The organism is Pseudomonas sp. lyk4-TYG-107 (assembly GCF_030209055.1).
GTDB classification, from domain to species: domain Bacteria; phylum Pseudomonadota; class Gammaproteobacteria; order Pseudomonadales; family Pseudomonadaceae; genus Aquipseudomonas; species Aquipseudomonas putida_A.
The window spans coordinates 123,883-137,435 of record NZ_JARVST010000002.1; the positions used below are offsets into that span (position 1 = coordinate 123,883).

The 13,553-nt window shown below is 61.1% G+C and carries 7 protein-coding genes; 1 reads left to right on the forward strand and 6 read right to left on the reverse strand.

Translation table 11 applies throughout. The features are described 5' to 3' along the window. From QRN61_RS02290 to QRN61_RS02305, 4 genes are all read right to left on the reverse strand, one after another. Nucleotides 1–1,011 (reverse strand): class 1 fructose-bisphosphatase, encoded by a 1,011-nt coding sequence (locus QRN61_RS02290; protein ID WP_007961744.1) that lies wholly within the window; start codon nucleotides 1,009–1,011, stop codon nucleotides 1–3. A 329-nt stretch (nucleotides 1,012–1,340) separates the two neighbouring features. Further along, a complete protein-coding gene (locus QRN61_RS02295; RefSeq protein ID WP_285373119.1) occupies nucleotides 1,341–2,705 on the reverse strand; it encodes a DUF3999 domain-containing protein in 1,365 nt (454 codons plus the stop codon). Next, the gene (locus QRN61_RS02300; RefSeq protein ID WP_285373120.1) at nucleotides 2,702–6,298 is read right to left on the reverse strand and encodes a DUF2339 domain-containing protein; all 3,597 of its coding nucleotides are present in this window, start codon (nucleotides 6,296–6,298) and stop codon (nucleotides 2,702–2,704) included. The genes QRN61_RS02295 and QRN61_RS02300 overlap by 4 nt, the downstream gene beginning before the upstream one ends. Before the next feature lie 255 nt (nucleotides 6,299–6,553). Beyond that, complete coding sequence (locus QRN61_RS02305; protein WP_285373121.1) at nucleotides 6,554–9,004, reverse strand: glycogen/starch/alpha-glucan phosphorylase; 2,451 nt, start codon at nucleotides 9,002–9,004, stop codon at nucleotides 6,554–6,556. A gap of 259 nt (nucleotides 9,005–9,263) precedes the next feature. Between QRN61_RS02305 and QRN61_RS02310 the strand changes: the two genes are divergently transcribed. Further along, entirely contained in the window at nucleotides 9,264–9,701 is a 438-nt protein-coding gene (locus QRN61_RS02310; protein WP_007961740.1) for a YkgJ family cysteine cluster protein, read from the forward strand. 188 nt (nucleotides 9,702–9,889) lie between these two features. Here the strand turns inward: QRN61_RS02310 and typA are convergent, their stop codons facing one another. Continuing rightward, nucleotides 9,890–11,710 carry a translational GTPase TypA gene (typA, locus tag QRN61_RS02315; RefSeq protein ID WP_007961739.1) on the reverse strand — a complete coding sequence of 607 codons (1,821 nt, stop codon included), beginning with the start codon at nucleotides 11,708–11,710 and terminating at the stop codon, nucleotides 9,890–9,892. 139 nt (nucleotides 11,711–11,849) lie between these two features. After that, nucleotides 11,850–13,304 (reverse strand): tRNA uracil 4-sulfurtransferase ThiI, encoded by a 1,455-nt coding sequence (thiI, locus tag QRN61_RS02320; protein WP_047600876.1) that lies wholly within the window; start codon nucleotides 13,302–13,304, stop codon nucleotides 11,850–11,852. Between the last annotated feature and the right edge of the window lie 249 nt (nucleotides 13,305–13,553).

Consider the following 13,553-nt stretch of genomic DNA (forward strand, 5'->3'; position numbering starts at 1 on the left):
TTATTCCTTGTGGTAAGCCGTGGCGCGGGCGACTTCTTCTTTCGAGCCGAGGAACACCGCTACGCGCTGGTGCAGGCCTTCCGGCTGAATGTCGAGGATGCGTTGGTGACCGTCGGTGGACGCGCCGCCGGCCTGTTCCACCAGGAACGACATCGGGTTGGCTTCGTACATCAGACGCAGTTTGCCGGGCTTGGATGGTTCACGGCTGTCGCGTGGGTACATGAACAGACCGCCACGGGTCAGGATGCGATGCACGTCGGCCACCATCGCGGCGACCCAGCGCATGTTGTAGTTCTTCTTCAGCGGGCCTTCTTCGCCGGCCAGCAGTTCGCTGACGTAGCGTTGTACCGGGGCTTCCCAGTGGCGCTGGTTGGACATGTTGATCGCGAATTCCTGGGTGGTTTCAGGAATGGTGATGTCTTCGTGGGTCAGCACGAAGCTGCCCATTTCGCGATCCAGGGTGAAGCCTTTGACGCCGTCGCCCAGAGTCAGTACCAGCATGGTCTGCGGGCCGTAGATCGCGTAACCGGCAGCAACCTGCTGGGTGCCTGGCTGCAGGAAGGCTTTTTCGTTCAGCGGCTCGTTCTGGCTCAGGTATTCGTTCGGGCAACGCAGTACCGAGAAGATGGTGCCGACCGGAGCGTTGATGTCGATGTTCGACGAGCCGTCCAGTGGGTCGAATACCAGCAGGTAGGCGCCTTTCGGGTATTTGCCCGGGATCTGGTAGGCATTGTCCATTTCTTCGGACGCCATGCCGGCCAGATGACCGCCCCATTCGTTGGCTTCGAGCAGGATCTCGTTCGACAGCACGTCGAGCTTCTTCTGCACTTCGCCTTGGACGTTTTCAGTGCCCATGCTGCCCAGAACACCACCCAGGGCGCCTTTGGACACGGCGTGGCTGATCTCTTTGCAGGCACGCGCCACCACTTCGATCAGGAAGCGCAGATCGGCAGGAGTGTTATTGCTGCGGGTCTGCTCAATCAAATAGCGACTCAGGGTAACGCGGGACATGGACGGCTCCGGTGGAATGGGGGGCTAAAAACCCGCGCAGTTTACAGGGAGTCTGAAAACGTAGCGAGCGATGACGCCCGGTAACGTGCATTGGGGCGCAATTGCTTGTATCAGACGTGATCGGGTCGAGAGAGTTCAGGTACCGGATTGAGCGTAGTTCGAAACGGGACGGGTGGTGCGTGCGCAACCGCGGCCGATCTGAAATTCTCGTTGGCCGATCAGCCGCCTTCGCGAGCAAGCCCGCTCCCACATTGATCGCGTCCATCGAGGCTACTCGGTCAACTGTGGGAGCGAGCCTGCTCGCGAATGGCCCGCAGCGCCAGCCATGCTCAGGAATTGGTTGGTGGCTTGCGCAACAGACTCGCCGCCATCGCCCCGAGGAACACCACACTCACCAGCAACACCGCCCACAGGCCGATTTTCTTCCAGTTGGTCTCGGCTACTGCCGCCGTAGTCGCCGGCGCAGCCTGAGTGGCAACCACCTCACCCTGCACCGAGGCCTTGCCCAGCGCCGCGAGTTTTTCCGCTTTGAAATCCGGAATCAGCGTGCTCAGTGGCAGGTTCGCGGTTTTCACCGTCGGATTGCCCAGCGCCAGGCTGTAAGGCCCGTCACCCCGTGCGAGGAAAATCACCTGGGTCGCCCGCACCGCGTACTTCAGGCTCGGTGCCTGTTCACCCAGACCGCCGCCACGCTCATCCACGCTCAGTTTCAGCTGCTGCACAGTCTGCCCGTACAACTGCAATTCGTTTTGCACCACGTCCTGACCGTTCTGGGTCAGGCGATACAGCAAACCGTTGCTCAATGTCTGCCACGGCAGGCTGCTTTCGCGGCGGCCCGCGAGTGTGACCGGAGCCAGACTGTTCGGTTGTTTCAGCTCGACTTGCACCCGCTCGACATTCAGGCCCATCGGCAACTGCCAGGTGTACTCACCGGACTTGGTGCTGCTACCCGCCAGCGCTTGCGACCAGACCAACGGCAGCGGCACGTTGCGTGGATCGCTGCTTTTCAGTTGCGCCGACGTGAGGATGGGCGCCGAGGTTGGCGCATCCCACAGCAGACGCAGATAGCGTGCGGATTGCCCCGGCAGCGTCACTTCGTGCTGTTCGATGCGCTCGTCGGAAAAGGTCAGCCGCGCGACCTGCCCCTCGCCCCACGCCTGCCAATGCTGCAAGTCATCACTGGCCTCGATACTGAAACGCTGGAAGCCGTCACGCTCGCTGGTCCAGTCAAGAATCAGTTGCTGCAGCGGCGCCTTGATCGCACTGGCATCGAGCAGCCAACCACGCAGCACTTCTTCACCAGCCTCCAGCTGAGTCGACGGCTGCACTTCCACCAGTGTGCCGGTGGTGGTCGATTGCACGCGCACGTTCGGCGCCCGCTCGCTGGCATCGGCAGCGTTGTACAACGGAAACCACTTCACCTCATGCAACTGCCCGTCGTCGCGGGTCTGCGCCGATTCCCGGGCCAGGGCGTAGGCCTGCGGTTCGCCGGCGGCGTTGAATACGCGCAGGTCGCTGAGATCGGTCTGGCGGGCCTGCAATTGTGCGCTCAGCGGCAGGTCGAGGCGATACCAGGGGCCGTTGCCGCTCACCGTCAGCGGCACCTGCGTGGCGAAGTCCGCCGGTTTTTCCCGGGCGCCGGCAACCATCACCACGCCCAACGCCAACCACCCCAGATTCAGCATGCGACTCAAGATGAAACTCCTTCGGTATCCGGCACGGGTTTGTCCGCCACCGGTTCGGCTTCGACACGTTTCGGTGGCAGCGGTGCGAAATAGCCCACCACCAGCAGCAACACGCCGACGCCGATAAACGAGACGATCCGGGCCAGTCCGCCACGGTTGCTCAATTCGACAAAAATCAGTTTGGCCACCACCAGCGCAATCAACGCCGCGCCGATCAGCCACACTTCGCGCCGGTGACGCAGGTGTCCGCCGATCATCAGCCCCAACGCCATCAAGGTCCAGACGATGGACAACCCGGCCTGCACCAGCATCGATTCGAGCAGCAGATCCAGCTCGAACGGAATGCCCGCCCAATGGTGCGCAGCGCGGGTCACCAGCGCGGTGCAGAAAGCGAACAGCGAAACCCCGGCGACCAGTTGTGTGGCGTACTCGGCGTAATCCTTGCGCAGGGCAAACTGCGTCACCGCATGACGCGACCACACGTACACCCCGAACAAGGCGAACAGCAGGCCCAATTCCAACGGGTTGATCAGCGGCACGTACGGCAGCGGTTCGGCGTTACCGTCGCTGACACCGTTGGCCAGCCAGAACCACGCCAGCATCAGCACTGCCAGCGGCGCGGCAGCGTACAAACGATATTCCCGCGGGAATGCCGCCACAGGCCATGGCCAGTTGCGCGGAGCCGCCGCCAGCAACAGATACAGGCTCGGCAGGATCGCCCAGCCCAGCCAGCGCCACGCGTTGTATTGCTCGGACAACAGCAGCAAGCCGTAGCGCAACTCCAGCGCCAGCACGCCGATCAGCAGCCAGCAACCCAGCACGTGCGCCGCGCTCAAGGCCCGTGCCGGCAGCATCGGTGCCAGACGCCGCAGGCTGAAGAAATGCACGGCGAACACCAATACCCACGCCAGCCAACCAAAATTCGCCGCTGGGTGGTAACGCGCATGCCACGCCGCCAGCAGCACCAGCCCCGCCGCCGGAATCAGCAAGGTGCAGAGCAGGCCCAGCGCCGGCCATTTCAGGCGCAGCGCCAACAGCGTCCACAACGCCACACTCAGCGCAGCGACCAGCAGCAACAGCGACGCCTGCAGATTCAGCGGCGCAAAACGCAGCACCTCACTCACCCACGCCAACGCCCACCAACCGGCGCCCCACACCAGCAGCACTTCGGACAGGCGTTGCAAACTCAGCGCATCGAACGCCGAGGCATGATTGCCCAGTTGCAGACGCCAGGCACCGACCAGCGCGGCCAGCCCCAGTACCAGCGGCGTCCAGAAGCCGCCATGGACCAACGGCCGCAGACCTTCGCTGGACAGCGGCCCGAGCAACTCGGGGCCGGCCAACAAGAACGCCGCGCCACCGATCAACTGCAACAACAGCCCAAAGACAAAACTCACGCGCTGCTTGAGGTACAGGCTCAGCCAGATGATCAACAGACCGCTCGCCGCCCACACCGCACTCGCGGTTTGCCACGGCAGCACGAACAGCACCGCCAGATTGATCAGCACCAACCCCGCCAGCAACACCACCGACAACCCGCGCAGCAGCCGCACATCGCCGCGCACCATCTCGTCGCGCGCCGCCAGCAGCATCCCGCCGATCAACGCCAGACCGATCAGCGATGCGCTGAGCAAACCGCTCCACCCGGCGCTGAACACGGCCGCCGAATTCTCACCTGCACCTTGCAGGCGCAACAGGAACAACGCACCGCCGAGCAACTGCACGGCGAACGCGGTGAACAGGAACGTGCGCGATTGCAGGCGCAGGCCGACAAACAGGGTCACCAGTCCGGCCAAGGCCCAACTGATCGCCGTCGCCTGAACCAGGAAAAACAGCGGCGCCAACAGGTACAGGAAGGTCAGACCCAGTGCCGCCAGCACCGGCAAACCCTGGCGCTCCCACGGCGAAGCCTGTTCCGCCGAGGCTTTGCGCAATTGATAGAAACTGAACAGCAGCGCGATGCCGAGCATCAACGCCCCCAGCGGTGCGCCGTCGAGCAGGCTGCTTTCGCCAACCCGCAACTGACTGAGAAAGGCCAACGCCGACCCCAGTTGCAGCAGCAGGGCAAACGCTCGGGCGAACGGCCGATGCTGACGCAGGCCGAGCCAGAAAATCCCCGCGCCCTCCACTGCCCACGCCGCCGAAGTCCAGCGCGCATCGAGGCCCAGCGGGATCGCCAGACTGGCGAAAATCACCCCCAGCGCCAGACAGGTTTCACCCAGCAACAAGGCGCGGCCGCCCATCAACACCCGGGCCAGGCCCATGTAGATCACGCCCAGTGCGAGTGCGCTGAACGCGGCGGCGAACTCCAGGTGCTGCACCAGCGCAAACTGCAAGCCGAAGCCCACGATCGGCGGGCCAAACAGCATCGTGCCGTCGACGTAATCGCCCTTGCGCGCCGACCAGTGCAGCAGCGCCTCGCGATCGCCGTCTGCCGGCGCATCGGACATGTCGAGCAACTTGCGCCGGGCGAACAGCAGACCGATGCCCAGATACATCAGGAAGAACAGAATCAGGAACGGCTCGGTGCTCCACAGCAGCTCGGGCGCATAGGAGCGCAGGCCCCAGGCGAAGCCGATACCGAACGTGCCGACGAACCCGATCAGGTTAAGCAGGCGCCAGGCCTTGAACCAAGCAATGGTGAGAATGCCGGCATTGAGCAACGCGAAATAGCTGAACAGCGCGACGTGGTTGCCGGCCCCGGTCGAGGTCAGGATCGGCGCGGCGAAACCGCCCAATGCTGCAGCCGCTGCCAGCCCCAGCGCATCCTGAGTGATGGCGAGAATCGCCGAGAACACCGTGACCGCGACCAGCAACCCCAGCGCGGCGGACGGATCGAGCAACGGATGCAGACGCATCGCCGCAAACACCGTCAGGTACAGCACCGCGATCCCGGTGCCCTGCAGAATCAGCGCATAACTGCTGTTGCGTTTGCGTAGCCACCAGCCCAGCGCCAACAGGGCCAAGGCCGCTGCAGCGACGCCGGCGTAACGCAATTCGATCGGCACAACCATGCCTTCGGTGGCGTAGCGCAACAAAAAGGCCAGACCGAAGAACAACAGCACCACGCCGACCCGCAGCACGGTGTTGCCGCCGAACAGCCAGTTGCGAGCAGCATTGATGCCACGCTCGATCAGGTTCGGGCCACGGGGTTCGGCAGGCTGTGCCGGCGCTGCTGGCTCGTCGGTAACAGCATCCAGACGCCAGACATCCGCCGGCAGCGGCTGACTGGTTTCGCTGGCAACGGCAGAGATCGGTTCGAGTTCGGGTGGCAGTTCCCAGACCAGATCCGGCGTGTGGGAAGATGATTGTTCGGCGACGATGATCGGCTCAACGATGGCGTCCGGCATCGGCGCCACGCTCGGCGGTGTGGTGCGCACGCTGGCACCTTCAAGCAGAAACAGACGCTGCTCGACGGCTTGCAGGGCGACCTTGGCCTGCTCCAGTTGGCGCCGTTGTTCGGAGGCCTGCGAGCCAAGCCGGGCAAGGCGCAGCGTTTGCCCGATCGCCAGCCCGAGCAGTGCACCAAGCAGCGCGGCACTGAACGACTCATCGAGCAGCCAGCCGAGCAGCAGCCCGATCAACATGAACATCCATTGCATGGTCGATATCCCTAAGCAGCCCCAAGGCGGGGCAATCCCGACAGTTGCTTCAGTCTAGGCACAAACCCTTGTAGGAGTGAGCCTGCTCGCGATAGCGATTTGTCAGTCAACGAAGCTGTTGAATGTGACGGCGCTATCGCGAGCAGGCTCACTCCTACATTGGATCAGTGGTGACTGAACAGCCCGGTAACCGGCGCTCAGTATATCGATCCGGCCCAACAATCGTTGGGCCTTACGCACATTTGTTGCAGAAAATCACTCCAGTGCCTTCCAGATATCCGTGGCGTACTCGCGAATCGTCCGGTCGGACGAGAACCAGCCCATCCGCGCCGTGTTGAGCACCGCCGAACGCCACCAGTTGTTGGCGTCGTGCCAGTGCGCATCGACGCGTTTTTGCGCTTCCCAATAGGAATCGAAGTCAGCGCAGACCAGGAAGCGATCGTAGTCCACCAGCGAATCGATCAGCCCGGTGTAGCGCGACGTGTCATCCGGCGAGAACACACCACTGCGGATCGCTTGCAGCACGTCGCTCAAACGATGCGACGCGGCGATGTCCGGTGCAGCGCTGAACTCGTGGTTCTGCTTGCGCGCTTCAACCTGCTGCGCGCTGAGGCCGAAGATGAACATGTGCTCGGCGCCGATGCGCTCGCACATTTCCACGTTGGCACCGTCGAGGGTGCCGATGGTCAGCGCACCGTTGAGGCCGAACTTCATGTTACTGGTGCCCGAGGCTTCGAACCCGGCCGTGGAAATCTGCTCGGACAAGTCCGCCGCAGGAATGATGCTTTCCGCCAAGCTGACGTTGTAGTTGGGCAGGAACACCACTTTCAGCAAACCACGCACGGTCGGGTCGTTGTTCACCACCCGGGCGATGTCGTTGGTCAGTTTGATGATCAGTTTGGCCTGGTGATAACTGGCCGCTGCTTTACCGGCGAAGATTTTCACCCGAGGTACCCAGTCGACTTCAGGCTCGGCGCGGATTGCCTGATACAGCGCCACGGTGTGCATCAGGTTGAGCAACTGGCGCTTGTATTCGTGGATCCGCTTGACCTGCACGTCGAACATCGCCGCCGGATTGACCGCGATCCCCAGCCGCTCGTGAATCAGATAGGCCAAGGCCTTTTTGCTGTGCAGGCGCTGTTCGGAGAAGGCTTTGCGGAAGGCGGTTTTTTCAGCGAACGGTTCGAGGTCGAGCAGGCGCTCTTCCGGGTTATCCAGCACCTCCGGGCCGAGGGAGTCGACCAGCATCGAGGTCAGTTCGGAGTTGGCCTGGAACAGCCAGCGGCGGAAGGTGATGCCGTTGGTTTTGTTGTTGATCCGCTCCGGGTAGAGCTTGTGCAATTCGGCGAACACGGTCTTGCGCATCAACTGCGTGTGCAGCCCGGACACGCCGTTGACGCTGTGCGAACCGAGGAACGCGAGGTTGCCCATGCGCACCCGGCGACCGTTGTCCTCTTCGATCAACGACACCGCGCGCAGCACGTCGAAATCATGAATGCCTTTGGCGCGCAGCGAGTCGATGTGCTGGGCGTTGATCAGATAAATGATCTGCATGTGCCGCGGCAGCATGCGTTCCATCAGGCCGACCGGCCAGGTTTCCAGCGCTTCGGGCAACAGCGTGTGGTTGGTGTACGACAGGGTGTCGACGGTGACTTGCCACGCCGCATCCCAGGCCACGTCGTAGACGTCGACCAGTTGCCGCATCAATTCAGCAACGGCAATCGAAGGGTGGGTGTCGTTGAGCTGGATCGCCGCGTGATCGCCCAGGGTCAGCACCGAGGTGTGCATGTTGCGATGACGACGCAGCAAATCCTGCAAGGAAGCGGCGACGAAGAAGTATTCCTGGCGCAGGCGCAGTTCCTGCCCGGCCTCAGTGCTGTCTGCCGGGTAAAGCACGCGGGAAATACTTTCAGCGCGGGCCACTTCGGCGACGGCACCCAGGTGGTCACCGGCGTTGAAGCGCTCCAGGTGCAGATCTTCCATGGCGCGTGCACGCCACAGGCGCAGGGTGTTGACGCTCGCCCCGCGCCAGCCGACCACCGGGGTGTCGTAGGCAATCGCGCGCACGGTTTCCGCAGGCGACCAGACCTGTTTGGTCTTGCCGCTGGCATCGGTCACGGTTTCGACACTGCCGCCGAAGCCGATCGAGTACACCACTTCCGGACGTTCGAACTCCCACGGGTTGCCGAAATCCAGCCAGTGCTCGGTCTGTTCCTGCTGCCAGCCATCGACGATGGCCTGCCGGAACAGCCCATGCTCGTAGCGAATGCCGTAGCCGTGTCCGGCGATGCCGAGGGTCGACATGCTTTCCATGAAGCACGCCGCCAGACGTCCAAGGCCGCCGTTGCCGAGTGCCGCGTCAGGTTCCAGCAGACGGATGCGTTCGAGATCGACGCCCAGCTCGGTCAGCGCTTCACGGGCGACGTCGAGCAGGCCGAGATTGCTCAGGCTGTCGTAGAGCAAACGGCCGATGAGAAATTCCAGCGAGAGGTAATACACCCGCTTCTGGCCTTTGCGGTAGATCTGCCGGGTGTGGTCCATCCAGTGTTCGACCATGTGGTCGCGCGCCGCCAGGGCAATGGCTTCGAACCAGTCATGGTCGAAAGCGTGATCCGGGTCTTTACCCACTGCATAGGTGAGCTTGGTCAGGACGGCATCGCGGAATGCGGCCACCTCTGCTTCGCGAACTAGTGGTTCTTGAGTCATCGATAGGACCTCGAGCGAGCGGGGAATTGTCTGAGCCTAGACGGTCTGACCGACGGTAGAGGCGCAGGTTCTGCAGTTTTTCCGAAGACGGTGAGATAGCCCGGCATTACCTTGGCGAGTGGGCTAATGAATGCAGGGGCCGTGCCGGACTGAATGGCATTTGCGCGGCATTTGCAAAAATCTGGCGAAAGGTTGTTCAAAAATCCACCAGTCCCGGTATGATCGCGCGCCCTGATGCACACACGCCTGGTAACCCCCGATGATGAAGCCCAACCTGATTGCCGCCGCCGAGATCGACCGTCTCGATACGTGGGCCAAATATTCGGCCCCGATGTGCGGCTCTTGTGTCTCCAGCTGCTGCACCCTGCCGGTCGAGGTCAAGATCAAGGACCTGGTACGCATCGGCGTGGTTGACGAGTTCGAACTGGGTGATCCGCCGAAGAACATCGCCAAGCGCCTGCAAAAGGAAGGGCTGGTCGAGCGCTTCAACCAGAAGTCGGGGATCTTTACTCTACAGCGCATGAGCAACAACGATTGCTACTACCTGGATCGTAAGAGCCGCCTGTGCACCATTTATGACAAGCGCCCGGACACTTGCCGCAACCACCCGAAAATCGGTCCGCGGCCGGGGTATTGCGCGTACAAGCCGAAAGAAGTCGAGCGGGTGCAGAATTCGCGGTCGATCGAGAAGTTTTGATCTTTCCTGAAATTTGCGGCGGCTGATCCGCCGCCTTCGCGAGCAGGCTCGCTTCCACATTGGAATGCGTTCCCCTGTGGGAGCGAGCCTGCTCGCGAAGGGGCCGGCACAAACAACGCGTAAACCCCAGACAAACAAAAACGCCCCCGGTCTCGCGACCGGGGGCGTTTTTTCAAGCTCGGGCTAAATTATGCCTTGGCTTTCTTGGCAGCGCGGGTACGCTCGCTTTCGTCCAGGATCTTCTTGCGAAGACGGATGGACTTAGGCGTGACTTCGCACAGCTCGTCTTCCTGGATGTATTCCAGAGCCTGTTCCAGAGTGAAGCGAACAGGTGGTACCAGAGCGATGGTTTCGTCTTTACCCGAAGCACGCATGTTGTCGAGCTTCTTGCCTTTGGTAGGGTTCACACCCAGGTCGTTGTCGCGGCTGTTCTGACCAACGATCTGACCGTTGTAGATCTCCTGACCGTGTTCTACGAACAGCTTGCCACGAGCCTGCAGGGTTTCCAGCGAGTAGGTCAGTGCCTTGCCGGTTTCAACCGAAACCAGAACGCCGTTCTGACGGCCGGACATGTGGCCCGACTTCACTGGAGCGTAACGATCGAAGATCGAGGTCAGGATGCCAGCACCGTTGGTCAGGGTCAGGAACTGGTTACGGAAACCGATCAGACCGCGAGCAGGGATGTTGTATTCCAGACGAACACGGCCCTTGCCATCCGGCACCATGTTGCTCAGGTCGCCCTTACGCAGACCCATCTCTTCCATGACCTTGCCCTGCGATTCTTCAGGGATGTCGATGGTGACGTTTTCGAACGGTTCCTGCTTCACGCCGTCAACTTCACGGATGATCACTTCAGGACGGCCCAGGGCCAGCTCGAAGCCTTCGCGACGCATGGTTTCGATCAGTACCGAGAGGTGCAGCTCACCACGGCCGGAAACCTTGAACTTGTCAGCCGAGTCGCCTTCTTCAACGCGCAGTGCAACGTTGTACAGCAGCTCTTTGTCCAGACGATCCTTGATGTTACGGGAGGTCACGAACTTGCCTTCTTTACCGCAGAATGGCGAGTCGTTTACCTGGAAGGTCATGGAAACGGTTGGCTCGTCAACGGTCAGCGGCTTCATCGCCTCGACGGTGTTGATATCGCACAGGGTGTCGGAGATGAACAGCTCGTCGAAGCCGCTGATGCAGACGATGTCGCCAGCCGCTGCTTCTTCAACGTCAATGCGGTGCAGACCGTGGTGACCCATCAGCTTCAGGATACGACCGTTGCGGCGCTTGCCGTCGGCGCTGATCGCGACAACCGGGGTGTTCGGCTTGACGCGACCACGAGCGATACGGCCAACACCGATAACACCCAGGAAGCTGTTGTAGTCCAGAGCGGAGATCTGCATCTGGAACGGACCGTCACGGTCAACGGCCGGAGGCGGAACGTGGTCGACAACTGCCTGGTACAGCGCAGTCATGTCTTCGCCCATGGCGGTGTGATCCAGACCGGCGATACCGTTCAGGGCCGAAGCGTAAACAACCTGGAAGTCCAGTTGTTCTTCGGTAGCACCGAGGTTGTCGAACAGGTCGAAGATCTGGTCCAGAACCCAGTCCGGACGCGCGCCTGGACGGTCAACCTTGTTGATGACCACGATTGGACGCAGGCCGGCTTCGAACGCCTTCTTGGTCACGAAACGGGTTTGCGGCATAGGGCCGTCTTGAGCGTCAACCAGCAGCAGAACGGAGTCAACCATCGACATTACGCGTTCTACTTCGCCGCCGAAGTCGGCGTGGCCCGGGGTGTCCACGATGTTGATGTGGTAGCCGTTCCAGTTGATGGCGGTGTTTTTCGCCAGAATGGTAATACCGCGCTCTTTTTCCTGGTCGTTGGAGTCCATCACGCGCTCGTCGTTGAGCTCGTTGCGCTCCAGAGTGCCGGATTGACGCAGGAGTTTGTCTACCAGGGTGGTCTTACCATGGTCAACGTGGGCAATGATGGCGATGTTACGTAGATTTTCGATCACTTGTGTATCTCGATCAGAGGATTCGGTTTGCTGACAAGTCTTGGCAGCGATTAACAGTAGTGTCCGGCATGGCCGTTACAGCTTGACGGCGGTGTCGGGGGGCCGGTGACGCAGGCCACAGGCAAACAGCCCCGGGCACTTAGCTCGGTCGATAAACGCGCACATTGGCATGCCCCTCACTGAGCAAATGGTGAGCATGCAGGCGACTCATCACGCCTTTGTCGCAATACAGCAGGTACTGGCGAGTCGGATCCAGCTCCTTGAAACGAGCGTTCACTGCGTAGAACGGCATCGTCTGTACTTCTATGCCGGCAAGTTCCAGCGGGTCATCCTCGGCCGCATCCGGGTGACGGATGTCGATAACGATCTGACCGGCCAGCGCTTCGCCGACTTCTTCGATCTGCAAGTCCTGGCCCAATTCGTCGATCACTCGATCGATCGGCACCAGTTTGGCGTTTTCGAGCGCACGCTCGAGAACCGCCATGTCGAATTCTTTCTCTTCGTGCTCAACACGGTGGCGCTTGGCGGCAGTCTTCGGATTGACCGAGATGACCCCGCAGTACTCCGGCATGTGCCGGGCGAAATCGGCGGTGCCGATCTCGTTGGCCGTGTCGATGATGTCCTGCTTGTGCGCAACGATCAGTGGGCGCAGGACCAGTTTGTCGGTCACGCAGTCGATCACCGACAGGTTCGGCAGCGTCTGGCTCGATACCTGGGAGATCGCTTCGCCGGTAACCAGCGCGTCGATGTGCAGCCGGTCGGCGATGGCCGACGATGCGCGCAACATCATACGCTTCAATACGACGCCCATATGACTGTTATCGACTTTGCCGAGAATTTCGCCCAACACTTCTTCGAACGGAACACTGACAAATAGCACGCGTTGCGAGCTGCCGTACTTCTTCCAGATGAAATGCGCGACTTCCATCACGCCCAATTCGTGGGCACGACCGCCCAGATTGAAGAAGCAGAAATGCGCCATCAGGCCGCGACGCATGATCTGGTACGCGGCAACCGTCGAGTCAAAGCCGCCGGACATCAGTACCAGCGTCTGCTCCAGGGCGCCGAGCGGGTAACCGCCGATGCCGTTGTGCTGGCTGTGAATGACAAACAACCGTTGGTCGCGAACTTCGATGCGAACTTCGATTTCCGGGTCTTTGAGGTCGATTCCGGCCGCACCGCACTCACGACGCAGCTTGCTGCCAACGTATTTTTCGACGTCCATCGAGCTGAACGGATGCTTGCCGGCACGCTTGCAGCGCACCGAGAAAATCTTCCCGGCCAGTACATCGCCGTAGTGCTGTTTGCACTTCTCGGTGATGTCATCGAAGTCGCCCAGTGGGTATTCGTCGATCTGCAGAAAGTGCGCGACACCCGGGGTGCAGACCAGGCGCTCACCCATCTCTTTCAAGGCTTTGGGGTCGGTAACGCGGGTTTCCAGCTCGAGATTGTCCCACACACCGTTCACCACCACGGCCGGGTCCAGATCGCGGAGCACGGCGCGGATGTTCTTGGCCAGCTGGCGGATGAAACGCATCCGGACAGGGCGGCTTTTGATGGTGATCTCGGGGAAGACTTTTACGATTAGTTTCATGAAAACAGCGCGCGCAGGGCCAGCCGAAAAAGGGGGGCGCGGATTATAGCGGAAATTGCTCAAGGTTTAACCAGTTAATATGCAGAAGGTTTCGCATGCACCAAAACGGGTCATTTCTGATTTGAAGCGCTACATTAAGGGGCGAGATTTTCGCCTTTATGGCGCTTTGCAGTGCTCAAAGCGTGAATTTGAGGCAAAAAACCCATGCTGGGGCACTGGCATGCAATTTGCTCCCTTGTGAGGCAGGTT

Coding starts and splice junctions, on each gene's coding strand:
- QRN61_RS02300 (WP_285373120.1), bottom strand. CDS start 6,298: ATGCAATGGATGTTCATGTTGATCGGGCTGCTGCTCGGCTGGCTGCTC.
- QRN61_RS02305 (WP_285373121.1), bottom strand. CDS start 9,004: ATGACTCAAGAACCACTAGTTCGCGAAGCAGAGGTGGCCGCATTCCGC.
- QRN61_RS02310 (WP_007961740.1), top strand. CDS start 9,264: ATGATGAAGCCCAACCTGATTGCCGCCGCCGAGATCGACCGTCTCGAT.
- thiI (WP_047600876.1), bottom strand. CDS start 13,304: ATGAAACTAATCGTAAAAGTCTTCCCCGAGATCACCATCAAAAGCCGC.
- QRN61_RS02290 (WP_007961744.1), bottom strand. CDS start 1,011: ATGTCCCGCGTTACCCTGAGTCGCTATTTGATTGAGCAGACCCGCAGC.